24 protein-coding genes are annotated in these 24184 nt (G+C 63.6%); 15 read left to right on the forward strand and 9 right to left on the reverse strand.

The genetic code is table 11. The features are described from left to right. The first annotated feature begins 55 nt into the window (after positions 1-55). The 11 genes from rsxB (at position 56) to AC1DSJ_RS13815 (ending at position 11226) form a co-directional block, all read left to right on the forward strand. The gene (gene rsxB / locus AC1DSJ_RS13765; RefSeq protein ID WP_175169597.1) at positions 56-700 is read left to right on the forward strand and encodes an electron transport complex subunit RsxB; all 645 of its coding nucleotides are present in this window, start codon (positions 56-58) and stop codon (positions 698-700) included. Beyond that, positions 697-1332 (forward strand): endonuclease III, encoded by a 636-nt coding sequence (nth, locus tag AC1DSJ_RS13770; protein ID WP_054424076.1) that lies wholly within the window; start codon positions 697-699, stop codon positions 1330-1332. Before rsxB ends, nth begins: the two co-directional genes overlap by 4 nt. A 353-nt stretch (positions 1333-1685) precedes the next feature. Beyond that, positions 1686-2459, forward strand: coding sequence for an ABC transporter ATP-binding protein (locus tag AC1DSJ_RS13775; protein ID WP_054424078.1), 774 nt, complete (start codon positions 1686-1688; stop codon positions 2457-2459). Further along, positions 2456-3166, forward strand: a complete 711-nt coding sequence (locus AC1DSJ_RS13780) for an ABC transporter ATP-binding protein (protein ID WP_054424080.1) — start codon at positions 2456-2458, stop codon at positions 3164-3166. The genes AC1DSJ_RS13775 and AC1DSJ_RS13780 overlap by 4 nt, the downstream gene beginning before the upstream one ends. Before the next feature lie 61 nt (positions 3167-3227). Further along, positions 3228-4442, forward strand: coding sequence for an ABC transporter substrate-binding protein (locus AC1DSJ_RS13785; protein WP_054424082.1), 1215 nt, complete (start codon positions 3228-3230; stop codon positions 4440-4442). Between the two features lie 97 nt (positions 4443-4539). Next, the gene (locus AC1DSJ_RS13790; protein WP_476760328.1) at positions 4540-5427 is read left to right on the forward strand and encodes a branched-chain amino acid ABC transporter permease; all 888 of its coding nucleotides are present in this window, start codon (positions 4540-4542) and stop codon (positions 5425-5427) included. Then, entirely contained in the window at positions 5424-6407 is a 984-nt protein-coding gene (locus AC1DSJ_RS13795; protein WP_342066169.1) for a branched-chain amino acid ABC transporter permease, read from the forward strand. Before AC1DSJ_RS13790 ends, AC1DSJ_RS13795 begins: the two co-directional genes overlap by 4 nt. Before the next feature lie 121 nt (positions 6408-6528). Continuing rightward, complete coding sequence (locus AC1DSJ_RS13800; RefSeq protein WP_175169595.1) at positions 6529-7572, forward strand: ABC transporter substrate-binding protein; 1044 nt, start codon at positions 6529-6531, stop codon at positions 7570-7572. A 142-nt stretch (positions 7573-7714) separates the two neighbouring features. Beyond that, a complete protein-coding gene (locus tag AC1DSJ_RS13805) occupies positions 7715-8560 on the forward strand; it encodes a branched-chain amino acid aminotransferase (protein WP_427216248.1) in 846 nt (281 codons plus the stop codon). A 75-nt stretch (positions 8561-8635) separates the two neighbouring features. Beyond that, positions 8636-10831: a phosphocholine-specific phospholipase C gene (locus AC1DSJ_RS13810; protein WP_441370631.1), complete on the forward strand. Its 2196-nt coding sequence runs from the start codon at positions 8636-8638 to the stop codon at positions 10829-10831. Beyond that, positions 10828-11226: an ASCH domain-containing protein gene (locus tag AC1DSJ_RS13815; protein ID WP_054424702.1), complete on the forward strand. Its 399-nt coding sequence runs from the start codon at positions 10828-10830 to the stop codon at positions 11224-11226. Before AC1DSJ_RS13810 ends, AC1DSJ_RS13815 begins: the two co-directional genes overlap by 4 nt. 95 nt (positions 11227-11321) lie before the next feature. Here the strand turns inward: AC1DSJ_RS13815 and AC1DSJ_RS13820 are convergent, their stop codons facing one another. The 7 genes from AC1DSJ_RS13820 to AC1DSJ_RS13850 all read right to left on the reverse strand — a co-directional run bounded on the left by AC1DSJ_RS13820 (position 11322) and on the right by AC1DSJ_RS13850 (position 18556). Next, on the reverse strand, positions 11322-12083 hold the full coding sequence (locus AC1DSJ_RS13820) for an ABC transporter ATP-binding protein (RefSeq protein ID WP_054424094.1): 762 nt from the start codon (positions 12081-12083) through the stop codon (positions 11322-11324). Then, positions 12080-13918 (reverse strand): branched-chain amino acid ABC transporter ATP-binding protein/permease, encoded by a 1839-nt coding sequence (locus AC1DSJ_RS13825; protein ID WP_054424096.1) that lies wholly within the window; start codon positions 13916-13918, stop codon positions 12080-12082. Before AC1DSJ_RS13825 ends, AC1DSJ_RS13820 begins: the two co-directional genes overlap by 4 nt. A gap of 5 nt (positions 13919-13923) precedes the next feature. After that, positions 13924-14961 carry a branched-chain amino acid ABC transporter permease gene (locus AC1DSJ_RS13830; protein WP_054424099.1) on the reverse strand — a complete coding sequence of 346 codons (1038 nt, stop codon included), beginning with the start codon at positions 14959-14961 and terminating at the stop codon, positions 13924-13926. A 165-nt stretch (positions 14962-15126) separates the two neighbouring features. Continuing rightward, positions 15127-16290 (reverse strand): ABC transporter substrate-binding protein, encoded by a 1164-nt coding sequence (locus AC1DSJ_RS13835; RefSeq protein WP_054424101.1) that lies wholly within the window; start codon positions 16288-16290, stop codon positions 15127-15129. Between the two features lie 398 nt (positions 16291-16688). Continuing rightward, on the reverse strand, positions 16689-17246 hold the full coding sequence (locus AC1DSJ_RS13840) for a biotin transporter BioY (RefSeq protein WP_054424102.1): 558 nt from the start codon (positions 17244-17246) through the stop codon (positions 16689-16691). A gap of 39 nt (positions 17247-17285) precedes the next feature. Then, on the reverse strand, positions 17286-17882 hold the full coding sequence (locus AC1DSJ_RS13845) for an energy-coupling factor transporter transmembrane component T family protein (protein ID WP_054424104.1): 597 nt from the start codon (positions 17880-17882) through the stop codon (positions 17286-17288). Then, positions 17879-18556, reverse strand: coding sequence for an energy-coupling factor ABC transporter ATP-binding protein (locus tag AC1DSJ_RS13850; RefSeq protein WP_054424106.1), 678 nt, complete (start codon positions 18554-18556; stop codon positions 17879-17881). The genes AC1DSJ_RS13845 and AC1DSJ_RS13850 overlap by 4 nt, the downstream gene beginning before the upstream one ends. A 52-nt stretch (positions 18557-18608) precedes the next feature. Here AC1DSJ_RS13850 and msrB point away from each other — a divergent pair, with 52 nt between their 5' ends. The 4 genes from msrB to AC1DSJ_RS13870 all read left to right on the forward strand — a co-directional run bounded on the left by msrB (position 18609) and on the right by AC1DSJ_RS13870 (position 20723). Next, positions 18609-19007 (forward strand): peptide-methionine (R)-S-oxide reductase MsrB, encoded by a 399-nt coding sequence (gene msrB, locus AC1DSJ_RS13855; RefSeq protein ID WP_054424108.1) that lies wholly within the window; start codon positions 18609-18611, stop codon positions 19005-19007. Continuing rightward, positions 19008-19583, forward strand: a complete 576-nt coding sequence (locus AC1DSJ_RS13860) for a septation protein A (protein ID WP_054424109.1) — start codon at positions 19008-19010, stop codon at positions 19581-19583. Between the two features lie 76 nt (positions 19584-19659). Then, positions 19660-19929: a BolA family protein gene (locus AC1DSJ_RS13865; protein ID WP_054424111.1), complete on the forward strand. Its 270-nt coding sequence runs from the start codon at positions 19660-19662 to the stop codon at positions 19927-19929. A 17-nt stretch (positions 19930-19946) separates the two neighbouring features. Beyond that, positions 19947-20723: a peptidylprolyl isomerase gene (locus AC1DSJ_RS13870; RefSeq protein ID WP_054424114.1), complete on the forward strand. Its 777-nt coding sequence runs from the start codon at positions 19947-19949 to the stop codon at positions 20721-20723. Between the two features lie 244 nt (positions 20724-20967). On the opposite strand, the gene ligA is transcribed toward AC1DSJ_RS13870, so the two are convergent. Beyond that, a complete protein-coding gene (gene ligA / locus AC1DSJ_RS13875) occupies positions 20968-23070 on the reverse strand; it encodes an NAD-dependent DNA ligase LigA (protein ID WP_441370630.1) in 2103 nt (700 codons plus the stop codon). After that, on the reverse strand, positions 23070-24152 hold the full coding sequence (locus tag AC1DSJ_RS13880; RefSeq protein ID WP_054424117.1) for a cell division protein ZipA C-terminal FtsZ-binding domain-containing protein: 1083 nt from the start codon (positions 24150-24152) through the stop codon (positions 23070-23072). The genes ligA and AC1DSJ_RS13880 overlap by 1 nt, the downstream gene beginning before the upstream one ends. Between the last annotated feature and the right edge of the window lie 32 nt (positions 24153-24184).

Below are 24184 nucleotides of genomic sequence, written 5' to 3' on the forward strand. Positions count from 1 at the left end.
GCCTGATCCGTATTTCACGGGGCCCGCGTGGCCCCTTTTCTTTTATTGGCCTTACATGTCCTGTCGCTCACTTGCCGACCGCATCGACGCCTTGCTGCCCCAGACGCAATGCACCAAGTGCGGCTATGACGGCTGCCGGCCTTATGCCGACGCCATCGCGGACGGCTCAGCGCCGATCAACCGCTGCCCGCCCGGTGGCGACGACGGCATCGCCGCGCTGTCCGCCCTGCTGCAAACCCCCGCCCTGCCGCTGGACCTTGAGCGCGGCGAACCCGGCCCGCTGCTGGTTGCCCGCATCGATGAATCGCACTGCATCGGCTGTACGCTGTGCATCCAGGCCTGTCCGGTCGACGCGATCGTGGGCGCCAACAAACACATGCATACCGTGCTGGCCGATTGGTGCACGGGCTGTGATCTGTGCGTGGCGCCCTGTCCGGTGGACTGTATTCAAATGGTGCCTGCCGGCCGCGCATGGACCGCAGAAGACGCCACCATCAGCCGCCAGCGGCATCGCAGCCACCAGGCGCGAGCCGAACGCCTGGCCGCCGACAACGCCCGCCTGATGGCGCCAGAGACACCCGCCGCCGCAAGTGCGCCCCCGCCCGCCGCCGACGACGCGCAAAGCGAAGACCGCAAGCGCTCCGCCATTGAATCCGCGCTGGCCCGCGCCCGGGCCCGCCGTAATCCGACGCAGTCATGAACGCAGCCAAACGCCGTGAGATCTTCGCCCGCCTGCAAGCGGCCAACCCGAACCCCACGACCGAACTGGAATACGACACGCCGTTCCAGCTGCTGATCGCGGTGCTGTTGTCGGCGCAGGCCACCGACAAGTCAGTCAACATCGCCACGCGTAAATTCTTCCCGCAATACGGCACGCCCGAAGCGTTGCTGGCGCTGGGCGAAGAAGGCTTGTCCGATTACATCAAGACCATCGGGCTGTACCGCACCAAAGCCAAGAACACGATCGCCACCTGTCGGATATTGCTTGAGCATCACGGCGGCGAAGTGCCGCAAACGCGCGAGGCATTGGAATCGCTGCCGGGCGTGGGCCGCAAGACGGCCAACGTCGTGCTCAACACCGCATTCGGCCAGCCCACGATGGCGGTGGATACGCATATCTTTCGCGTGTCGAACCGCACCGGTATCGCGCCGGGCAAGAACGTGCTTGAAGTGGAAGACAAGCTCGTGAAATTCATCCCGCGCGAATATATCCAGGACGCTCATCACTGGCTGATCCTGCATGGCCGCTACATCTGCGTGGCGCGCAAACCGAAGTGCCCCCAATGCGGCATTTCCGATCTGTGTGAATTCAAACAAAAAACACCCGCGTAAACCCTGCGGTCCAAATATGGCATTTTGATTTCAGCGAGCGGAAAACCGGGGTTTTCCCTCGCTGAATTTGTTTGATCAATTGATAAGAATCAACGCGTATTTGCTGCAATGCATTGCGCATGGAAAAGGGTTTTCCCGCCTTGCGCGGCGTGTATTGTCGGCCTGCCGACAATTGACCTTTCCGCACTGCAAAACCTATGTAAAACCCTCATGGAATTTTGATAAAGAGGTCCGCATACTCGCCGGCAACTCATCAGAAAACTACGAGACATCTCTGGTTTTCCGACCCCGCGGGGGTCTGTCGCAACGACGGCAGGCAGAGACCATATAAATACAACGCTGGTGCAGCGGACATGGATGACACAATCCTGGAGACAAAAGGCCTCACCAAGGAGTTCCGCGGATTCGTCGCGGTCAATGGGGTCGATTTGCGTATCAAGCGAGGCGAGATTCATGCCTTGATCGGGCCTAACGGCGCGGGCAAGACCACATGCTTCAACCTGCTTACCAAGTTCTTATCTCCCACGTCGGGAACCATCAAGTTCAACGGTATCGACATTACCGGCGAGCGCCCCGCGCAGATTGCGCGGCGTGGCGTGATTCGCTCGTTCCAGATTTCGGCGGTGTTCCCACACCTGACCGTGCTTGAGAACGTGCGCATCGGCTTGCAGCGCAAGACGGGGCTGTCGTTTCACTTCTGGCAAAGCGACAAGCGGCTGGCGTCCTTGAACGAGCCGGCACGCGCGCTGCTTGAACAGGTGGACCTGGGCGCCTTTGCGAACGAGACCACGGTGAATCTGCCGTATGGCCGCAAGCGCGCGCTGGAAATCGCCACCACGCTGGCGATGGAACCCGAACTGATGCTGCTGGACGAGCCCACGCAGGGCATGGGCCACGAAGACGTGGACCGCGTCACGCAGCTGATCAAGCGCGTCAGCGCCGGGCGCACGATCCTGATGGTGGAACACAACATGAACGTCGTGTCCTCCATCGCCAACACCATCACCGTGCTCGCGCGCGGCTCGGTGCTGGCCGAAGGCACGTACGCCGAAGTCTCCCGCCATCCGGCCGTGATGCAGGCGTACATGGGCACCACCGACGGCGAACTTCAAGGAGCGCACGCATGAGCACCCCGGCACTGGAAATTTCAGGCTTGCAAGCCTGGTACGGGGAATCGCACATCCTGCACGGCGTGGATATGCGCGTGGGGCAAGGTGAAGTCGTCACGCTGCTGGGCCGCAATGGCGCCGGCCGCACCACGACGTTGCGCGCGATTCTCGGGCTGACGGGTTCCCGCAAGGGCTCGGTGCGCATTCACGGCACCGAAGCCATCGACCTGCCCACCTACAAAATCGCCCACCTGGGCGTGGGCTATTGCCCCGAAGAACGCGGCATCTTCGCCAGCCTGTCTTGCGAAGAAAACCTGCTGCTGCCGCCGGTCGTGGGTTCGCTGGGCGGCGGCATGTCGCTGGCCGAAATCTACGACATGTTCCCCAACCTGCAAGAGCGCCGGAATTCGCCGGGCACGCGCTTGTCGGGCGGCGAACAACAGATGCTGGCCGTGGCGCGCATTCTGCGCACCGGCGCCAATTTGCTGCTGCTGGACGAAATCTCCGAAGGCCTGGCGCCCGTCATCGTGCAGGCGCTTGCCCGCATGATCAAGACGCTGAAGCAGCGCGGCTACACGATCGTCATGGTCGAGCAGAACTTCCGCTTCGCGGCTCCGCTGGCTGACCGCTTCTATGTCATGGAGCACGGTCAGATCGTCGAGCATTTCGAAGCCGCAGAACTTTCAGAAAAACAGGACACGCTCAACGAATTGTTGGGCGTCTAAAACAACCTGTCATCCGCCGGACCCCCGGCAACACTACACCGTAGGGAAGAGGAGTCATCCCATGAAGCTGCACACCATCACTGCTGCACTGGCCATGGCGGGCCTGGGATTTGCAGGGGCAACCGCCCACGCGCAAGGTATCTCCGACGATGTCATCCGCATCGGCTTCATCACCGACATGTCGGGCGTGTATTCCGACATCGACGGCAAGGCTGGTCTGGACGCGATCCGCATGGCGATCGAAGACGCCGGCGGCACCATCAACGGCAAGAAGATCGAAGTTGTCTCGGCCGACCACCAGAACAAGGCCGACGTGGCGTCGGCGCGCGCACGCGAATGGTTCGACCAGCAGAAGGTCGACGTCATTGTTGCGGGCACGAACTCGGCCACCAGCCTGGCCATGGCGGCCGTGGCGGCTGAAAAGAAAAAGCCGTTCATCGCCGTGGGCGCGGGCGCATCCGACCTGACCAACGCGCAATGTTCGCCCTACACCGTCCACTACGCCTACGACACCGTGGCGCTGGCGCGCGGCACCGGTTCGGCGGTGGTGAAGGACGGCGGCAAGAGCTGGTTCTTCCTGACGGCCGACTACGCCTTCGGCCACGCGCTGGAACGCGACACCGTGGCGGTTGTGAAGGCTGCCGGCGGCGAGATCAAGGGCCAGGTGCGCGCACCGCTGGGCGCATCGGACTTCTCGTCCTTCCTGTTGCAAGCGCAAGCGTCCAAGGCGCAGATTCTGGGCATGGCCAACGCGGGTGGCGACACCATCAACACCATCAAGGCCGCCAATGAATTCGGCGTGACCAAGACGATGAAGATGGCCGGCCTGCTCGTGTTCATCAACGACGTGCACTCGCTGGGCCTGCAAGCCACGCAAGGCATGTACCTGACCGACGGCTGGTACTGGGATCAATCCGACGCCTCGCGCGCCTGGGCCAAGAAGTTTGAAGCCAAGGTCGGCCGCAAGCCGTCGATGCTGCAAGCGGGCGACTACTCGTCGACGATGTTCTACCTGAACGCCGTGAAGGCAACGGGCACGGACGACGCCGACACCGTCATCAAGTGGATGAAGTCGAACAAGATCAACGACTTCTTCACCCAAGGCGGCTATGTGCGCGAAGACGGCCGCATGGTCCATGACATGTACCTGATGCAAGTGAAGACCCCGGCCGAATCCAAGGGCCCGTGGGACTACTACAAGGTCGTGGCCACGCTGCCTGGCGACGAGGTCTACACCAAGCTGTCCGAGTCCACCTGCAAGCTGGTCAAGAAATAATTCCCGGCTCATGTGACCCCAAGGTGCGGCCCGGCGCGGGCCGCGGCCGCACCTTGAATTTGCTCGCTTCCATCCGTACGCGCAGGATTTTCACAAGATGACTGACCTTTTCGGCATCCCTATACAGGCCTTGTTCGGCCAGCTATTACTGGGCCTGGTCAACGGTTCCTTCTATGCCATGTTGTCGCTCGGGCTTGCCGTGATCTTCGGGCTGCTGAACGTCATCAACTTCGCGCACGGCGCGCTCTACATGCTGGGCGCGTTCATCGCCTGGATGGGGCTGTCGTACCTGGGGTTGAACTACTGGATCATGCTGATCCTGGCGCCGCTGGTCGTGGGGCTGTTCGGCATACTGATCGAAAAACTATTGCTCAAGCATCTGTACAAGCTTGATCACCTTTATGGGCTGCTGCTGACCTTCGGCCTGACCTTGCTGATCGAAGGCCTGTTCCGCAGCTTCTACGGCGTATCGGGGCAACCTTACCCGACCCCCGAAGCGCTGCGTGGCGCGACCAACCTGGGCTTCATGATTCTGCCGAACTATCGCGGCTGGGTCGTGGCGGCGTCGGTGGTGGTCTGCCTGGCGACCTGGTTCGTCATTGAACGCACTCGCCTGGGCGCCCTGCTGCGCGCCGGCACCGAGAACCCGCGCCTGGTTGAAGCCTTTGGCGTGAACGTGCCGCGCATGATCACGCTGACCTACGGTTTCGGCGTGGCGCTGGCCGGCTTTGCGGGTGTGCTGGCTGCGCCCGTCTTGCAGATTTCGCCGCTGATGGGGTCCAACCTCATCATCGTCGTGTTCGCCGTGGTCGTGATCGGGGGCATGGGGTCCATCMTKGGCGCSATCGTSRCCGGGYTGGGSCTGGGCGTGRTYGAAGGACTGACCAAGGTGTTCTGGCCCGAAGCGTCCAGCACCGTGGTGTTCATCATCATGGCCATCGTTCTGTTGATCCGCCCGGCCGGGCTGTTCGGAAAAGAAAAATGAATCGTCAATTCCTGGGCTATGCGGTACTGGCCGTCGTGGTGGCCGCTCTCCCCTTCCTGGGGGTGTACCCGATCTTCGCCATGAAGATCATGTGCTACGCGCTCTTTGCCTGCGCATTCAACCTGCTCTTGGGCTTTACCGGGCTCTTGTCGTTCGGGCACGCCGCCTTCCTGGGCAGCGCGGCCTACGCGGCCGGGCACGCGATGAAGGTGTGGGGCTTTCCCACCGAGATCGGCCTGCTGTTCGGCGTGGGCGTGGCGGCGTTGCTGGGGCTGGCGATGGGCGCCATCGCCATTCGCCGCAGCGGCATCTACTTCGCGATGATCACGCTGGCGCTGGCGCAGATGGTGTTCTTCTTCTTCCTGCAAGCCAAGTTCACCGGCGGCGAAGACGGCCTGCAAAGCGTGCCGCGCGGCACCTTGCTGGGCATGCTGGATTTGTCCAAGGACATCAACCTGTACTACGTGGTGATGGGCATTTTCGTGCTGGGCTACTTCATCATCTGGCGCACGGTGAATTCGCCGTTCGGACAAGTGCTGCAAGCGCTGCGCGAGAACGAGCCGCGTGCGATCTCGCTGGGTTATGACGTCGACCGCTTCAAGCTGCTGGCCTTCGTGCTGTCAGCCGCGCTGGCCGGGCTTGCCGGCGCCACCAAGACGCTGGTGTTCGTGTCGGCCACCTTGTCGGACGCCACCTGGCAGATGTCCGGGCTAGTCATCCTGATGACGCTGATTGGCGGGCTGGGCACCTTGACCGGCCCCATCCTCGGCGCCTTCATCGTGGTGCTGCTTGAGAACAAGGTGGGCGACTTCGGCCAGATGATGGCCAACCTGACCGGCGTGGAATGGTTCCTGCGCCTGGGCGAATCGGTCACCATCGTGATCGGCCTGATCTTCGTCATCTGCGTGCTGGCCTTCCGGCGCGGCATCGTGGGCGAAGTCGGCGCCTTCATCGACCGCCGGCGCGCCGCCCGCGCCTGACCACATTCCGCCTGACCCTGCTTGTCACCCGGACGGGGCCGCATCATGCGGCCCCGTTTGCATTAGGGCCGCCACAAGCGCCCGTACAATAAAACGCACCCAACCCAACAGGTGCCTGACCATGCGCAACCCGCATCCGCTCGCCCCCGTCTCTGCCGCTTTGGCCTTGGCCGCGGCGCTGCTTGCTGCTCCCGCCGCGAATGCCGCCAGCCCGGCAGCAAGCCCTTCGGCAACCCCCACTTGTGAAGTCAACCGCCCCGTCCGCTTCAGCGGGCTGAACTGGGAGTCCAACCTGGTGTTGGCGGGCATCGAACGCTATGTGCTGGAACACGGCTACGGCTGCAAGACCACCGTCGAAATCGGCGAAACGCTGCCGATGCTGGCCGCGCTGCAACGCGGCGATGTGGATGTCACGCCCGAAGTCTGGCCGGGCCAGATCGAAGGCGCCTGGAAAAAGGCCCTGGCCAGCGGCAAGGTGCTGGGCGTGGGCCATGTGTATGACGCGGGCGAAGGCTGGTACGTGCCGCGCTATACCGTCGAACGCCATCCTGAATTGAAGTCTGCCGCCGATCTGGCGCGCATGAAAGACGTGTTCGCCGACCCCGAGGAACCAGGGCGCGGCCGCATCTACGGCTGCCCTGCGGGCTGGGCCTGCGGCACCTTGAACGACAACCTGCTGCGTGCGTTGAAGCTGGACAAGGACTATTCGCTTTTCGCCCCCGGTTCCGGCGCGGCGCAAAAGGCGGCCATCGTGTCGGCGTACAAGCGCAAGCGCGACATCGTTTTCTATTACTGGACGCCCACGTCGCTGGTGGGTGCGCTGGACCTGGTGAAACTGGAACTGCCCGCCTTCGACCAGACGGCCTACACCTGCATGACCGATCCCAAATGCGCCAACCCCGTCGCCACGGAGTTCAAGCCCAATCCGGTCGTGACCGGCGTGAACGCGGCGTTTGCGAAGGACGCGCCCAAGATCGCGGAATTCCTCAGCAAGCTGACCGTGCCGGATGACGCTATCAACGCCACCTTGGGCTGGCTGGAAACAGAAGGCAAAGAACCCGAAGACGCCGCACGCTACTTCCTGAAGCAGTACGGCCCCGTCTGGCGGCAATGGATGCCAGCAGATGCCGCTGATCGTGTGCAGGCCGCATTGGCCCGTGAATGACGCACGAATGACGTGCGAATGACGTGCGATGGCGCGCCAACCTTGCCCGCCGCCTCATGTATCCTGACGTTTCGGCGCCGCCCCGGTAATGCCTCGGTATTGCCCCGGCTGCGTCACCCTACACAAGTGAAGGAAGATAAGCATGGACGCCCTGTATTGGCACAACGGTCACTGGACCACCGAAAACCCCAAACTGCTCGGCCCCGCCGACCACGCCTTCTGGATGGCCAGCATGGTCTTCGACGGCGCGCGCGCTTTCCGCGGCCTGACGCCTGACCTGGACCTGCACTGCCAGCGCGTTGTGCGCTCGGCCGAAAAGATGCTGATGAAGCCGCAGATCGATTGGGAAACGATCCAGAAGCTGTGCCTGGAAGCCGTGGCCAAATTCCCTGAAGGCACCGAGCTCTACATCAAGCCGATGTTCTATTGCGCCGACGGCTTCCTGTTGCCGGATGCCGATAAGACGCAGTTCGTGCTGCACGTGTTCAAGGTGCCGATGCCGGGCGAACAAGGTTTCTCGGCCTGCTTCTCGAGCTTTGCGCGGTCGTGGCCGAACATGGCGCCCACCGACGCCAAGGCCTCCTGCCTGTACCCCAATGGCCAGCGCGCCATCCGCGAAGCCGCCGAAAAGGGTTTCGACAACGCCATCATGCTGGACGGCGCGGGCAACATCGCGGAATTCGCCACCAGCAATTTGTGGCTCGCCAAGAACGGCGTGGTGTCCACGCCGGTTGATAACGGCACGTTCCTGAACGGCATCACGCGCCGCCGCGTGCTGGCGCTGCTGAAGGCCGATGGCGTTGAAGTGCAAGAGCGCAGCCTGACCCGCGCCGATGTCGAAGAAGCCGACGAAGTGTTCTCGTCCGGCAACTACGGCAAGGTGGTCCATGTGAACCGCGTGGAAGACCGCGTGCTGGAATACGGCCCGATGGCGCGCCGCGCTCACAAGCTGTACATGGACTACGCGGAAAGCACGGGCCGCAAGTAAAACCAGCCCGGCGCTGTCAGCGAAAAAAAAGGGAAACCCGCGTACGCTATCGGCTTCGCACCGCAAGGTAGAGCCATGCACAGCAGACGCGATTTCCTGCGCACGAGCGCATCCCTGGCAGGCGCCGGCAGCGCGCTGGCGTTCTTGCCCGCCTCGATTCGGCGGGCGCTTGCCATCCCCGCCAACCACCGCACCGGCACGATCCGCGATGTTGAACACATCGTGATCTTCATGCAGGAAAACCGGTCGTTCGATCATTACTTCGGCGGGCTCGCCGGGGTACGAGGCTTCGGCGACCGCTTTCCGATTCCGGTGCCGGACAGCCCCGACTATCGGCATCGCACCGTCTGGGCGCAATACAACGACAAGCCTGACGAAGGCGCTCCGCGCAGCGTGCTGCCCTATCACCTGGACACGCGCGAAGCCTTCGAGACCTTGCGCATCGCCAGCACGCCGCATACCTGGTCCAACGCGCAAGACGCCTGGGACGCAGGCCGCATGGGCCAGTGGCCTGCCGCCAAGAAAAATCATTCGATGGCGTACTACACCGACGCCGACATGCCCTTCCAGTACGCAATGGCACGCGCCTTCACGGTGTGTGACGCCTATCACTGTTCGTTCACTGGCGGCACCAACACGAACCGGCTGTTCGTGTGGAGCGGCACCAACGATGGCGAGGGGCGAGGCAACGGCCCGGCGCTGGGCAACGTCTACAACAAGCTCAAGGGCGGTGACCCCGCCCGCGCCTACACGTGGACGACCTATCCCGAACGGCTGGAAGCCGCTGGCGTCAGCTGGCGCATCTACCAAAACATGGCGGACAACTATTCGCTGAATCCCACGGCCGGGTTCAAAGCGTATCGCGATGCTTACCAAGGCGCACCGGGGTCGCTCGCGGCGCTGAAAGACAAGGCGCTGACGACGCGCGATCTGGACATGCTGCGGCAAGACGTGCTGGATGGCACGCTGCCGCAAGTGACATGGATCTGCGCCACCAAGGCGGGCTCGGAACATCCCAGCCCGTCCAGCCCAGCGCAAGGCGCCGACTACACCGCGCGCGTGCTGGATGCATTGACGGCCAACCCCGAGGTCTGGAGCAAGACCGTCCTGCTGCTGATGTTCGACGAGAACGACGGCTTCTTCGACCACATACCGCCGCCTGCGCCGCCATCGCGCGACGCCTCGGGTGCAATGGCGGGCGCGTCCACCGTGGACTCGCGGGGCGAATATCACGAGATCATCACCGGCGTGGAAAAAGACGACACGCCGGCGCATCTGCATGGGGTTTATGGGCTGGGGCCACGCGTGCCGATGTACGTGCTGTCGCCGTGGACCAAAGGCGGCTGGGTCAACTCGCAGGTGTTCGATCACACCTCGGTGTTGCGCTTTGTTGAGCAGCGCTTTGGCGTGGCGGAGACGAACATTTCGCCGTGGCGGCGCGCGGTATGTGGTGACCTGACGTCGATCTTCGATTTCGCGAACCCCGACGGCGCCGATTTGCTGCGCGCGTTTCCCGCCACGTCCGAACGTGCGGCGCAAGCGTCGGCGTTACCCGGCACCGTCATTCCGCCCGCGCCCGCCGAGCCTGGCCTTGCGCGCCAAGCGCCCGGCACCCGGCCATCGCGCGCGCTGCCGTATGCGCTGCACGTGCATGCGCGCGTTGACGGTGAACAAGTCACGCTGCAATGTGAGAATGCTGGCGCGGCAGGCGCGGTGCTGCACGTCTATGACCGCCTGCATCTGGAACGCGGCCCGCGCCGTTATACGGTCGAGGCCGGAAAACAGCTAGAAGGCCAATGGCTGACCTCGGAGGACGACGGCCGCTACGACCTTTGGGTGCTGGGGCCGAATGGCTTTCACCGGCATTACACGGGTGCTGCGGTTACCACCCCTGTCAGCCACGCTACGGATGCCACGGCCATCAGCCCCCCCGCCGCCTCGCAGCTTGAGGTCATTGCGGCCTATGACAAACCGGGTGCATCCTTGCGGCTGTCGGTACACAACCCGGGAACGCAATCGCGCACATTCCGCGTGGCCGCCAATGCGTATGAGCACCCGCAGCAAGCCGACACGGCGTTGGCGCCCGGCGCGTCCGTTGACCTGTCCTGGGACATGACACGCACCGGCGGCTGGTACGACGTTACGGTGCGCGATAATGACGCTCCCGCGTGGTCGCGCCGGTTCGCCGGGCGCATCGAAACCGGCGCCCCATCCACCTCCGACCCCGCGATGGGTCAGGAACTGATCTTGCAATGGACACCGTTGGCATGAAACCGCCCGCCCCCTATGAAGATGCCGTGACCTTCCAGTTTGGCGACTCACCCGCGCTGGCCGACGAATTGCTGGCGCTGGTACTGGCCGGCACCAAAACGGCCACCTGCGGCGCGCTCGCCCATTTCGACGACAACGAACCCGTGCCCCAGGCCGGCCGGCGCGATGTGGTGCTGGACGGCCAGGGCCGCCCGGCCTGCGTCATCGAAACCACCAGCGTGTTGATCCAGCGCTTTGACCAGGTGGACGAGGCGTTTGCGCTGGCAGAAGGCGAAGGCCCTTTTGATGTCTGGCGCGATGCGCACATTGCCTACTTCGACCGCAACGGCGGCTATGCGCCAGACATGATGCTGGTGTGTGAACGCTTTCGCGTGGTGGAAGTCTTCAAGCGATAGTCTTCAAGCGATGGTCTTCAAGCGATGGTCTTCAAGCGATAAAAAAAACCGGGCGGCGCCCGGTTTTTATTTGGAAAGGACGGATGCGCGTCGCGTCAGTCCTTGTCCGCGCCCTTGCCCAGGCCGAGATAGCTTTCGATGACTTTCGGGTCACCCGCCAGCTCACGTGCCGGGCCATGGAGAATGACCTCGCCGGTTTCCAGCACGTAGCCGTAGTCGGCCACTTGCAATGCCGCGCGGGCGTTTTGTTCGACCAGCAGAATCGCCACACCCGTCTCGCGCAGGCGCGCGATGATGTGGAAGATCTCGCGCACGATACGCGGCGCCAAGCCAAGGCTGGGTTCATCCAGCATCAGCAAGGTGGGCTTGGCCATCAGCGCGCGGCCCACCGCCAGCATCTGGCGTTCACCGCCCGACAACGTGCCGGCCTGTTGCGCACGGCGTTCGCGCAAGCGCGGGAACAGGTCGAACACTTCGTTCAACGTGTCGCGCCAGCCGGCCTCGCGGGCACGGTAGCGGCGAAAGCCGCCCAGCAGCAGGTTGTCTTCCACGGACATGGTGCCGAACAGTTCGCGGCGTTCCGGCACCAGCGACATGCCGGCCGCCACACGGCGCTCGACCTGCCAGCTGGACACATCCGTGCCCGCGTACTGCACAGTGCCAGCCGCATGGCCGGTCTGGGGCAAGGACCCCATCATGGCGTTCAGCATGGTGGATTTGCCGGCGCCGTTGGCGCCGATCACCGTCACGATGCTGCCGGCAGGCACGGTCAGCGTGGCGCCGACCAGCGCGCCAACCTTGCCGTAGCGGGCCGACAGATTGCTGACTTCAAGAACGGGCGTTTGCGTCGCGCTCATTGCACACCTCCTGCCGACACGGGCTTGGCCTGATCCGCTTCGGGCAGGTCGTCGTCGATGCCGCCCAGATAGGCTTCCAGCACCGCCGGGTTCTTTTGCACGTCGGCTGGCACGCCTTCGGCCAGCTTGGTGCCGAAATCCATCACCACAAGGTGGTTGGTCAGGCGCATCACAAAATCCATATCGTGTTCGACCAGCAGAATGCTCATGCCTTCCGCGCGCAGCTGCTCCAGCACCCGCGCCAGGTCTTGCTTTTCTTTGTAGCGCAGGCCGGCGGCAGGTTCGTCCAGCAACAGCAGCACCGGGTCGGACGCCAAAGCGCGCGCGATTTCCAGAATGCGTTGCTGGCCCAGCGCCAGGTTGCCCGCCTGTTCGTACAGGTATTCACCCAGGCCCACGCGCTTGATCTGCTCGGCGGCTTCGTGCAGCAATTGTGCTTCGCGGGCGCGGTCCGAGTGCAAGGCGCCAGCCAGCACGCCGACGTCCGAGCGCAAGTGCGCGCCCAACGCCACGTTCTCCAGCACGGTCATGCCCGGCAGCAGCTGCACGTGTTGGAACGTGCGGCCCACGCCTAGCTTGGCGATCTCGCGCGCCGAACGGTTGTCGATGCGCTGGCCCATGAACGTGACTTGGCCGCGCGTCACCGGCAACACGCCGCTGATCAGGTTGAAGGTCGTGCTCTTGCCGGCGCCGTTGGGGCCGATCAAGCCCATGATTTCGCCGGAGCTGACCTTGAAGGTGATGTCGTTGACGGCAACCAGACCGCCGAACTCCTTGCGGATGGCGTCCACTTCCAGCACCACCTGACCCGCTTGCGGACGTGCGCGCGTCGGCAACGCCGGTGCGGGCGCGGGCGGCGCCAGATTACGGCGCGAACCATCAGCGCCCGTGATGCTGCCCCACCAGCCCGCCAGAATCGGCCACAGGCCGTTGCGGGCGTATTGCAGCATCAGGATCAGCAGCACGCCGAAGACGATCATCTCGAAGTTGGCGTTGGTGTCCAGCAGCTTGGGCAGCCAGTTCTGCAACTGGTCTTTCAGCACCAGGATGACGCTGGAACCGAGCAACGCGCCCCAGACATAGCCCGCACCGCCCACTACCGCCATGAACAGGTATTCAATACCGTAGTTCACGCCGAAGGGGCTGGGGCTGACGGCGCGCTGCATGTGCGCGTAGAGCCAGCCCGAAATGCACGCCAGCAACGCCGCCCACACGAAGATCACGACCTTGTACGCCGCCGTGTTCACGCCCATCGATTCGGCCATGCCCGCGCCGCTTTTCAGCGCACGGATGGCGCGCCCCGGACGCGAGTTCAGCAGATTGCGGGTTGCCCACAGCGCCAGCAGCACAAACACCCAGATCAGGTAATAAATGTGGCGGCCGTTGGCCAGCGACATCCCGAAGATGCTGATGGGTTCAATGCCGGCGATGCCGTCGTGCTTGCCCAGCCAGTCGATATTGCCAAACAGGAAGTACAGCGACAGGCCCCAGGCGATGGTGCCCAGCGGCAGGTAGTGGCCCGACAGGCGCAAGGTGATCGCGCCCAGCAGATAGGCCACGACGGCGGTCAGGATCAGGCCGGCCGGCAAGGCCAGCCACGGCGACACGTCGTACTGCGTGGTCAGGAATGCGGTGGTGTAGGCGCCCAGACCCACAAACGCGGCCTGGCCGAACGACGTCAGGCCACCCACGCCGGTCAGCAGCACCAGACCCAGCACAACCAGGCTGGCCAGACCGATGTAATTCAGTTGCGTCACCCAGAACTCGGGCGTGACCGGCACCAATGGCAGGCCCGCCAGGACGACAAGAAATACGACAAGCAGAATGCGGTTCATGACGTTTATTCCTCTTCGTCCACGTGATGGGTGCTGAACGAACGCCAGACCAGAACCGGGATAATCAAGGTAAAGACGATCACTTCCTTATAGGCGCTGGCCCAGAAGGACGAGAAGGATTCCAGCACGCCCACCAGCAGCGAGCCGGCGGCCGCCACGGGGTAGCTGGCCAGGCCGCCGATGATGGCGCCCACAAAGCCCTTCAGGCCAATCAGGAAGCCGGTGTCGTAATACACGGTGGTGATCGGTGCGATCAGCATGCCGGACATGGCGCCGATGGCGGTGGCCAGCGTGAACGTCAGGCTGCCCGACATCGTGGTGCTGATGCCCACCAGACGCGCACCGCGGCGGTTGACGGCGGTGGCGCGCAGCGCGCGGCCATACAGCGTCTTGCCGAAGAACAGCCACAGCGCAATGATGAGCAGCGCGCAGGTTGCCACCACGAACAGGCTTTGCGCGGACCAGACCATGAAGCCCAGATCCACCTGCCCGCTGACGAATGCCGGCGTGCGCCAGCCTTCCGCGCCAAAGAACACCAGCGCCAGACCCGTCAGCGCGAAGTGCACGGCAACCGAGACGATCAGCAGCACCAGCACGGTGGCTTCGGCCAAAGGCTGATAGACGATGCGATAGACCATCGGGCCCATCGGGATCACGAGCAACAGCGTCAGCAGCATGTTCAGCCACAGCGAGTTGTCGGGACCGGTGTAGCTCTTCGTCAGCCACAGCAGGGCCAGCGGCAGAACGATACAGGTGATCAGTGATTTGGGTACGCCCGCAAAGCTGCGGGTGCGCACGGCGCGCAGCAGCTCAAGCGCGAGGCAGACCACGCCCAGCAGCGGCAGCAGATAGGCGGTGCCGGGCACCTTGCCATCCACGAGCATGGCGAGCGTCAGGGCGCCAAACGCCACGAACTCGCCCTGGGGAATGAAAATGACGCGCGTAACGGCGAAAACCAGCACCAGAGCCATGCCCAGGAGGGCATAGATGGCGCCGTTGACGACACCGTCTTGCAGCAGGATCAGCGCAATAGAGGAATCCATCTAACAACCTTATTGATTCTTGGTGTTCCGACCCCACCCGGAACACTGATACGACACACCGGCCGGATAGGCCGGTGCGAAGCATTGCTCAGGTGCCGCAAGACAGGCGCTATGGAATGGCGCCGCCTTGCGTTCTGCACCCGTGGATCGGGCAATCCTGGGGAATTACAGGCCGGGCTGGTAGACCCACTTGCCGCCTTCAACCTTGACGATGACGCGCGAACGCTCGTCAAAGCCAGCGTGGTCGGTGGGCGACATGTTGAACACGCCTTGCGAGGCGGCCAGATCTTTCACGCCTTCCAGCGCGTCGCGCATGGCGGCGCGGAATTCCGGCGTGCCCGGCTTGGCGCCGGTCTTCAGCGCAACCGGCAATGCTGCCACAACCAGTTGACCGGCGTCCCACATGTGGCCGCCGAACGTGTTGGTGGAGCCGGCGCCGTTGGCCTTCTCGTAGGTTTCAACGTAGGCCAGGGCCGACTTCTTCACCGGGTTGCTATCCGGCAATTGGGCGGCGACCAGCAGCGGACCGGCCGGCAGGTACATGCCGTCGCAATCCTTGCCGCACACGCGCAGCACGTCGTTGTTGGCGGCGCCGTGGGTTTGATAGATGGTGCCGCCGAAGTTGCGAGCCTTCAGTTCCTTTTGCGGCAAGGCGGACGGGGTGCCCGCGCCGGCGATCAGGATGGCGTCCGGCTTTGCGCCGACCAGCTTGAGCACCTGGCCCGTCACGCTGGTGTCGGTGCGGCTGTATTTTTCGATGGCGACGATTTCAATGCCCTTGGCCTTGGCGGCCTTTTGCATCACGTCGAGCCAGCCGTCGCCGTAAGCGTCGGCAAAGCCGATGAAGCCCAGCGTCTTGACCTTGGACTTGGCCATGGCGTCAGCCAGGGCGCCGGCCATCAGGGCGTCGTTCTGCGGGGTCTTGAAGACCCAGCGGCGCTTGTCATCAACGGGTTCGACGATCTTGGCGCTGGCGGCCACGCTGATCATCGGCACTTTGGCTTCGGCGGCCACGTCGACCATGGCCAGCGAGCCCGGCGTGACGGACGTGCCGATCAGCACATCGACCTTGTCGTCGGAGGCCAGCTTGCGCGAGTTCTTGACGGCTTGCGTGGTGTCGGTGGCGTCGTCCAGGACGATCCATTCGATCTTCTGGCCGGCCACTTCCTTGGGCAGCAGCGCCACGGTATTGCGCTCGGGAATACCCAGCGATGCAGCGGGGCCGGTGCTGGACACCGTCACGCCGACTTTGACCTGAGCGCTCGCCAGGAGCGGCAGAGCCAGGGCGAAGGCGGCAGCCGCCGCGGACAAGCCGAAGTGCTTGCGCATATTTTTTGTCTCCTGTGGTGGCTCTTATGTGCCTCGATTGAGGCGAAGCGAGCCTAGTTAAAGTTATACAGAAAAAAATATTATAGGGTTAAAACAGTATCAAATGACGACGCGCAACTCCGGTAAATCCCTGATGTGCTACAGAAACCTTGTCTCAGCAAACGCATTCGTTAATGGCGAACTTGTACTAGAAAAACTTTTGGCGCGTCAGTTGGGGGATTCCCTTGGACGTGCGCAGCATGCCCTAAACAGGTTGGGCCGCCGGTTACGGTCCTGTCACCGCACGAATGACACCGGCGGTTAGCCGTTAGCCGTTAGCCGTTAGCCGTTAGCCGTTAGCCGTTAGCCGTTAGCCGTTAGCCGTTAGCCGTTAGGCGTCAGCGGCTAGGCGCCAAGTCCTAGCGGCCCAGCATCGGCCAGACGCGCTCCACCCGGGACGCCACCCACGCGGCCACCACGGCTTTCACCAGATCGCCCGGCAAGAACACCGCCACCGCCGTGGCCGCCTTGGGCAAGCCCATCTTGGTGACCGAGGCCAGCCACGGCACGCCAAAGGCGTAGACCACGACGATGCCGCCCACGATGCAGGCCACCACGTAGCCCACGAGCTTTGCCCACGTGCCCGTTGCGCGGCCCGCCAGCACACGCGCCAGCCAGCCCGTGACAAAAGCGCCCACCACCATGCCAATCAAAAAGCCGCCCGTCGGTCCGAGAAACGCGCCCAAGCCGCCGCGGCCGCCAGGCAATACCGGCAGGCCGATAGCCGCCAGCACCAGATAAAGCAGGCAAGCCAGCGCGCCGCGCACAGGCCCCAGCATCGCGCCAGCTAGCATGGCGCCCAGCGTCTGCAGCGTGATCGGCACCGGGATGCCGGGCAGCGGAATCGGTGGCATCAGGCTCAAGACGACGATCAACGCCGCGAACAGCGCGATCAGCACGGTGTTATTGGATTTCATGGTCTTACCTTCCAGAGGGTCAAAACGAGCACGCCGCCGTCAGGGGCTGCGCGCATCGATGGCTTCGGCCACTTCCTGAGCGCGCTTCAGGGTCAGCACGATCAGGGGCACGATCAGGGCGACGGGGTGCGCGCCCAGGCCGCGAGCGGCTTGGGCTTCGCGGATTTCCTGAAAATTTCGCCAGATTTCTGGCACGAAGCGCAAGGCCAGGGCTAGCGCCAGCGCTACCTTGCCGGCATCCACTAGGCCAATGCGTTCCAACGGTTTCAGCACACGTTCGCAGACGTCGATCAGGTCGGACGTCCGAGTCGCCAGCGTGACGGCCAGCGCCAGGCCCACCATAGCGCCCACGCGCAACAGGACGGCCAGCGCGTCAATCCAGCCCTGAAACCATCCCGTAAACAGACCCACCGCCAGCAGCACCCAGAGCAGCCCGCGCACCTGGCGCCAGACGGCACGCGCCGTGACGCCCGTGGACCAGACGAGGATCGCCGCCAGCGCAAACGCCAGGGCCAGCCAGCGCGGGTCGCGCAGCACGAACAGGCCCGCCCCGGCCGCGACCAGCGCGGCCAGCTTCAGCCACGCCGGCAGCCGGTGCAGCGGCGACCGGCCGGCGACGTATAGCGGCTCCATCATGCGCAGTGCTCCCGGTACCAGCGCAGGGCGGCAGCCGGCGCATCGTCAGCGGCGATGCCGCCGTCACGCACGACCAGCACACGGTCGAAATCTTCCAGCAGTTCCAGATCATGGCTGACGACGATGGCATCGTGCGGCAGCTCGGCAATGGCGCGGCGCACGCGATTTCGGTTGCGCAAGTCCAGTTGCGTGGTGGGCTCGTCAAAGACAATCAACGCCGGTTCCATGACCAACACGGCCGCCAGCGCCACCAGTTGGCGTTCACCGCCCGACAGCGTGTGGCTGGTGCGATCGGCCAGATGCCCCACGCCCAACGCGCCCAGTTGGGCATCGATGCGCGTTTCTCGCAGCGCCTTGTCCCGTTCCAGATTTTTCAGGCCAAACGCCAGGTCTTCCCGCACGATGGGAAAGACAATCTGATTTTCGGGATTTTGAAAAACGAATCCAACCTGGCGGCGCACGGCTTTCAAATCGTGCCGGGTATCCAGCCCATTTACCCGGACGCTTCCCGCTGAGGGCAGCACCAGACCATTGATCAGCCGCGCCAGCGTGCTCTTTCCAGCACCATTGGGGCCGACGATGCCGATGCGGCGTTCGGCCAGGGTTACGCTCACCCCGCGCAACACTTCCGCCTGGGGCGTAGCCACTACCGCCTGGTCAAACTCGATTAACATGGGGCGGAATTATGCCCGAACCATTTCGGGCATCGGGACTCCAAGAGCTGATATGGAAAAAGTACGCAAAACCGACGCCGAATGGCGTGCACAACTTTCCCCCGAAGAATACGTGGTCACCCGCCAAAAGGGTACCGAACGCGCGTTCACCGGGCGTTACTGGAATACGACCACGCCGGGCATCTACCGGTGCGTAGGCTGTGGCACGGCGCTCTTCGCATCCGACACCAAATTCGACGCCGGCTGTGGCTGGCCCAGCTACTTCCAGGCGCTGGACCCGGAACTGGTTCGCGAAGAACGCGACGTCAGCCACGGCATGGTGCGCACCGAAGTGCTGTGCAACGTCTGCGACTCGCATCTGGGACACGTCTTCCCCGACGGCCCGGAGCCCACCGGGCTGCGCTATTGCATCAATTCCCTGTCGATGACGTTTGAACCCATAGAAGACTGAATGAAGAAGTTTCTGTTCGACCTGTTCCCGCTGTTCCTGTTCTTCATTGCCTATCGGTACACGGACATCTTCATCGCCACGGGCGTCGCCATGGCGGCGGCCGTGCTGCAGATTATCTGGCTGAAGGCAACAGGCCGCGCCACCGAAGCCATGCACTGGATCAACCTCACGGTGATCCTGGTCTTTGGCGGCGCCACGATCTGGCTGCACAGCGACGTCTTCATCAAGTGGAAGCCCACCGTGCTGTATTGGATGTTTGGCGGCGCGCTGCTGTTTGCCCGCCTGCTGTTTGGCCGCAACCTGATCCGCCGCCTGATGGAAAAGCAGATCCAGTTGCCTGATGCCGCCTGGGACAAGCTGAACCTGGTGTGGGCAGCCTTCTTCCTCGTCGCCGGCGCGCTGAATCTGTATGTGGCGTTTTCCGGCCACTTCACCGAATCGCAATGGGTGAGCTTCAAGGCATTTGGCCTGATGGGCCTGATGGTCGTCTTCGTGATTGGCCAGTCAGTGTGGCTGGGCAAGCACATCCAGACGGACGAAAACGCCGGCTCCGGCACCCCGCCGACCAAGCCCTGATCCGCCAGACGGCCTAATAAACCCTCGGCGCGCGCGCTAAACCGGCTGCGCGCGCCGGAACTTTCATATTGCCGCCATGTCAGACACCACCGATCGCATCGCCCTGATCCGGGAGCGCCTAGCCGCCCTGGAACCCCTCACTTTGGACATTCTGGACGACTCGCATTTGCATGCCGGCCACGAAGGCAGTAAAAACGGCGCCGGCCATTATCGCGTGCACATCGTGGCGCCTTGCTTTGCAGGGCTCTCCGCCGTGGCGCGCCATAGGCTGGTGTATCATCATTTGCAAGATTTGATCCCCTATCCGATTCATGCGCTTGCGCTAGATGCCCAGGCTCCCAAATAGAAAGTAAAAGGATATTCATGAAACGCATCGTCATGCTGGCTGCGGCCTGCGTCATCGCCGTGCCTGCTTTCGCGCAGAACGTGGCCACCGTTAACGGCAAGGCCATTCCGCAAAAGAATTTGGATCAATTCGTCAAGCTGCTGGTCAGCCAAGGCGCGACCGATTCGCCGCAACTGCGCGAACAGGTCAAGCAGGAAATGATCAACCGCCAAATCTTCGTGCAAGCTGCTGAATCCAGCGGCATCGCCAAGCAGGCCGACGTTCAGACCGAGATCGAACTGGCCCGCCAAGGCATCCTGGTCCGCGCCCTGATGGCCGACTACCTGGCCAAGAACCCGGTGTCGGACGCCAAGGTCACGGCGGAATACGAGAAGATCAAGAAGGAACAAGCCGGCAAGATGGAATACAAGGTCCGTCATATCCTCGTCGAAGACGAGAAGACGGCCAATGACCTGCTGGCTCAGATCAAGAGCAACAAGAACAAGTTCGACGATCTGGCCAAGAAGAACTCGAAGGACCCCGGCAGCGCCGAAAAGGGTGGCGATCTGGGTTGGGCTCCCCCGACCAACTACGTCCAGCCGTTCGCGCAAGCCGTGACTCAGCTGAAGAAGGGCGAACTGGTCGACAAGCCGGTCCAAACCCAATTCGGCTGGCACATCATCAAGGTTGAGGACACCCGCCCGGTGGAATTCCCGCCGCTGGATCAAGTCCGTCCGCAACTGGAAGAAATGCTGCGCCAGCAAACCCTGGCCGACTACCAGAAGCAACTGCGCGACAAGGCCAAGATTCAGTAAGCCTGCGCCAGACCCAAAACTGCCCGCCGATGCGGGCAGTTTTTTTTCGCCCGTGCAGATCGTACGTTCAGGGACAAAAAAAAGCTGCGCGCCCTGGGGCGTGCAGCTTTTTGTTTTGCGGGCTGATCAACTGGCGGGTTGATCTACTGGCGGGTTGATCTACTGGCGGGCGAATCTACTGGCGGGCAGATCTACCGGCGGGTGATCTTTTGCCGGGCGATCAACTTCCGTTGACCCACCCCGGCTACGACATGCCCAGCAGTTCTTTCAATGCATCTTCGTCCAACACGGTCACGCCCAGTTCCTGCGCCTTGGTAAGCTTGCTGCCCGCCTCAGCGCCTGCCACCAGATAGGCTGTCTTCTTGGACACCGAACCGCTGACTTTGCCGCCCGCCGCCTGGATGTGCATGGACGCTTCTTCGCGCGTCCAGTTGGGCAGCGTGCCAGTCAGCACAAAGGTCTTGCCCGCCAGCGTCGTGTCTTGCGGCGCAGCGTCGGCAACCGGATTCACGCCTTGCGCCTTCAACTGCTCGATCACGTCGCGGTTGTGCTGTTCGGCAAAGAAGCGGCGGATGGATGCGGCCACAACCGGCCCCACGTCTGGCACCGACGACAAGGCCTCTTCGTCGGCATCCATGATGGCGTCAATGCTGCCGAAATGCCGCGCCACGTCGCGCGCTGTGGTTTCGCCCACATGACGAATGCCCAGCGCGAACAGCAGGCGGTTCAGACCGGGTTCGCGCGCCTTGTCGATGGCGGCCACCAGGTTGTCGGCAGATTTCTGGCCCATGCGGTCCAGCCCCACCAGCTCCAGCGGACGCAGGCTGTACAGGTCAGCCAGCGTCTTGACGCGGCCGCTATCGACCAGTTGGTCCACCAGCTTTTCGCCCAGCCCTTCGATGTCCAGCGCCTTGCGGCTGGCGGCGTGCCACAGCGTCTGCTTGCGCTGCGCGCCGCAGAACAGGCCGCCGGTGCAACGGGCGATGGTTTCGTCTTCCAGCCGTTCGATGGCCGAGCCGCAGACCGGGCAGGCCGTGGGCATGACGAATTCCTGCGCGTCGTCGGGCCGCTTTTCCAGCACCGGCCCCAGCACTTCGGGAATCACGTCGCCCGCACGCCGCACGATGACCGTATCGCCCTTGCGTACATCCTTGCGGCGGATCTCGTCTTCGTTGTGTAGCGTAGCGTTGGTGACGGTGACGCCGCCCACGAACACGGGCTTCAGCCGCGCGACCGGGGTGATGGCGCCCGTGCGGCCCACCTGCACTTCAATATCCAACAGGGTCGTGGTGGCTTCTTCGGCGGCGAACTTGTGCGCCAGCGCGAAGCGCGGAGCGCGCGCCACAAAGCCCAACACCTTCTGGGCGGGCAGTGAATCCACTTTGTAGACCACGCCGTCGATGTCGTAGGGCAAGGAGGCACGCAGCGCGCCGACCTTGGCGTAGAAGGCCATCAGGCCTTCAGCGCCCGTCGCGCGATGGTTATGCATCAGGTTGACCGGCAAGCCCAGCTCATGCAGCCAGGCCAGCATCGCGCCGTGCGACTTCTCGGGCAACTGCGACGCCTGCCCCGCGCCTGCCGAGGCTTCGTCGAAGAGACCGTTCTGCGTGCCAGGCAGGCTCTGCACCTCGCCCCAACCGTAGGCGAAGAATCGCAACGGCCGCTTGGCGGTGATGCGGGGATCAAGCTGGCGCAAGCTGCCGGCCGCGGCGTTGCGCGGATTGACGAAGACTTTCTCGTCGCGCTTGGCCTGGGCCACGTTCAGCTTTTCGAAGTCGGCGCGGTTCATCAGCACTTCGCCGCGCACTTCCAGCACCTTGGGGGCTGCGCCCTTCAGCTGCAGCGGAATCGCCTTGATCGTGCGGATGTTGGACGTAACGTCTTCGCCCGTCTGGCCGTCGCCGCGGGTGGCGGCCTGCACCAGACGGCCATCCTCATAGCGCAGGCTGATCGCCAGCCCGTCCAGCTTCAGCTCACAGAAGTAATCGGCTTGCTGCGCCGGACCCAACATGCCTGCGCCGCGCAGCGTATCCGTCACGCGGCGGTCGAAGGCCGCAACTTCTTCTTCGTCGAACGCGTTATTCAGCGACAGCATCGGCACGGCGTGACGCACGCTGCCGAAGGCGGACACAGGCGCCGCGCCCACGCGTTGCGTGGGCGATTCGGGCGTAACCAGTTCAGGGTGCTCGGCCTCAAGGGCTTCAAGCTGGCGCATCAGGCCGTCGTACTCGGCATCCGAGACCGACGGCTCGTCGTAGACGTAATAGCGAACGTTGTGCTGCTCAAGTTCGGCCCGCAGGCGCGCTGCGGTTTGGGCCGGACTTTCCGCTTCGGACTTGCTGCTCATTAAGCAAACACCCGTTGAGCACGCTCGCTTCCGGCGGGCAGGCCCGCTTGCTCGAGCTGTTCGAACAGCACTTGCAGCCGTTCGTCGATAACCGTTTCCGACCCATCGGCCAGCGGCTTGCCCTGGTCATCGACCAGTTCAGCGCGCAAGCGCGAGGCCAGGTCGCGGCCCACATCGACCATGCGGCCAAAGGCGCGGGTGTCGGCGGGTGCGCACGGCACATCCAGCAGCAGGTACAGGCGCTCAACGCCGCCCATGCCCGCGTCGAACGCGGCGCCGTCGGCGCGCGACAAGGTGAAGCGGGTGACGCCGTTTTCAGCAGGCCAGGCCAGGCGGTTGCCATCCGACACGAAGCCGGAATCGCGGGCAACGGCCAGCACTTCGGCGGCGGGTTGGGCCGCGCCCAGCATCAAGGTCAGGCCAACCTGGGTGTCCAGCGCGGCGCAGGTGTCGTCCAGGCGGGCGCCCTGCTCCAGCACAGCTTGCTGGTCCGGGCCTTCGATGGTGGCGTCGAAGCGTTCGGCCATGTCCTGGGCGCGCGCCCAGGCCTGCGACCATTCGATGGCGGTCAGCGGGCCGCTGCGGTTGGCCAGCAACACGGCCAATTGCATGGACGCATACGACTCGCCGGCATGCACGCGCGCACGATGGCGGCGCTGGTCCGTTTCGGCGAAGACGCGCATGGGCTTGCGGCCCACGTGGCGCAGGCTTTGCATGTAGGGCAGCAGATCCGCGCCCCGCACGGGTTCCGCGAAATTGATTTCGATGACCACTTCGCAAGCGGGATCGGGTTCTTCGGCGTCGTCGGCGTCGCTGCCCGGATCAACCGGGGCGGGCTGGCCGGGCGCGCGCGGCGCGTCGCCACCCATGCCGGGTTCGCGACGGGTCGTGGCCGTGGCGGCCGCTGCTGCCGTACCGGCCGCAGCGCCTGCGCCAGCACCCAGCAACGGATCTTGTTCAGAGGTGGGGAAATGGCTCTGCATCTTGCGCCGGACGCGCCGATCCTGCCACCAGTTGAATCCCAGCACCAGCAGTATCAGCAAGACGCCCAGGGCGATCAGCCCAATCTGCAAATCACTCATGTGTAAATCCCGCGCCGGGGGGCGGCGCCATT

The organism is Achromobacter sp. 01N37 (assembly GCF_056399725.1).

What these genes read in the sequence shown, in the direction of transcription:
- rsxB (WP_175169597.1), top strand. Translation starts at nt 56, where the DNA reads ATGTCCTGTCGCTCACTTGCCGACCGCATCGACGCCTTGCTGCCCCAG.
- nth (WP_054424076.1), top strand. Translation starts at nt 697, where the DNA reads ATGAACGCAGCCAAACGCCGTGAGATCTTCGCCCGCCTGCAAGCGGCC.
- AC1DSJ_RS13775 (WP_054424078.1), top strand. Translation starts at nt 1,686, where the DNA reads ATGGATGACACAATCCTGGAGACAAAAGGCCTCACCAAGGAGTTCCGC.
- AC1DSJ_RS13780 (WP_054424080.1), top strand. Translation starts at nt 2,456, where the DNA reads ATGAGCACCCCGGCACTGGAAATTTCAGGCTTGCAAGCCTGGTACGGG.
- AC1DSJ_RS13785 (WP_054424082.1), top strand. Translation starts at nt 3,228, where the DNA reads ATGAAGCTGCACACCATCACTGCTGCACTGGCCATGGCGGGCCTGGGA.
- AC1DSJ_RS13795 (WP_342066169.1), top strand. Translation starts at nt 5,424, where the DNA reads ATGAATCGTCAATTCCTGGGCTATGCGGTACTGGCCGTCGTGGTGGCC.
- AC1DSJ_RS13800 (WP_175169595.1), top strand. Translation starts at nt 6,529, where the DNA reads ATGCGCAACCCGCATCCGCTCGCCCCCGTCTCTGCCGCTTTGGCCTTG.
- AC1DSJ_RS13805 (WP_427216248.1), top strand. Translation starts at nt 7,715, where the DNA reads ATGGACGCCCTGTATTGGCACAACGGTCACTGGACCACCGAAAACCCC.
- AC1DSJ_RS13810 (WP_441370631.1), top strand. Translation starts at nt 8,636, where the DNA reads ATGCACAGCAGACGCGATTTCCTGCGCACGAGCGCATCCCTGGCAGGC.
- AC1DSJ_RS13815 (WP_054424702.1), top strand. Translation starts at nt 10,828, where the DNA reads ATGAAACCGCCCGCCCCCTATGAAGATGCCGTGACCTTCCAGTTTGGC.
- AC1DSJ_RS13820 (WP_054424094.1), bottom strand. Translation starts at nt 12,083, where the DNA reads ATGAGCGCGACGCAAACGCCCGTTCTTGAAGTCAGCAATCTGTCGGCC.
- AC1DSJ_RS13825 (WP_054424096.1), bottom strand. Translation starts at nt 13,918, where the DNA reads ATGAACCGCATTCTGCTTGTCGTATTTCTTGTCGTCCTGGCGGGCCTG.
- AC1DSJ_RS13830 (WP_054424099.1), bottom strand. Translation starts at nt 14,961, where the DNA reads ATGGATTCCTCTATTGCGCTGATCCTGCTGCAAGACGGTGTCGTCAAC.
- AC1DSJ_RS13835 (WP_054424101.1), bottom strand. Translation starts at nt 16,290, where the DNA reads ATGCGCAAGCACTTCGGCTTGTCCGCGGCGGCTGCCGCCTTCGCCCTG.
- AC1DSJ_RS13840 (WP_054424102.1), bottom strand. Translation starts at nt 17,246, where the DNA reads ATGAAATCCAATAACACCGTGCTGATCGCGCTGTTCGCGGCGTTGATC.
- AC1DSJ_RS13845 (WP_054424104.1), bottom strand. Translation starts at nt 17,882, where the DNA reads ATGATGGAGCCGCTATACGTCGCCGGCCGGTCGCCGCTGCACCGGCTG.
- AC1DSJ_RS13850 (WP_054424106.1), bottom strand. Translation starts at nt 18,556, where the DNA reads ATGTTAATCGAGTTTGACCAGGCGGTAGTGGCTACGCCCCAGGCGGAA.
- msrB (WP_054424108.1), top strand. Translation starts at nt 18,609, where the DNA reads ATGGAAAAAGTACGCAAAACCGACGCCGAATGGCGTGCACAACTTTCC.
- AC1DSJ_RS13860 (WP_054424109.1), top strand. Translation starts at nt 19,008, where the DNA reads ATGAAGAAGTTTCTGTTCGACCTGTTCCCGCTGTTCCTGTTCTTCATT.
- AC1DSJ_RS13865 (WP_054424111.1), top strand. Translation starts at nt 19,660, where the DNA reads ATGTCAGACACCACCGATCGCATCGCCCTGATCCGGGAGCGCCTAGCC.
- AC1DSJ_RS13870 (WP_054424114.1), top strand. Translation starts at nt 19,947, where the DNA reads ATGAAACGCATCGTCATGCTGGCTGCGGCCTGCGTCATCGCCGTGCCT.
- ligA (WP_441370630.1), bottom strand. Translation starts at nt 23,070, where the DNA reads ATGAGCAGCAAGTCCGAAGCGGAAAGTCCGGCCCAAACCGCAGCGCGC.
- AC1DSJ_RS13880 (WP_054424117.1), bottom strand. Translation starts at nt 24,152, where the DNA reads ATGAGTGATTTGCAGATTGGGCTGATCGCCCTGGGCGTCTTGCTGATA.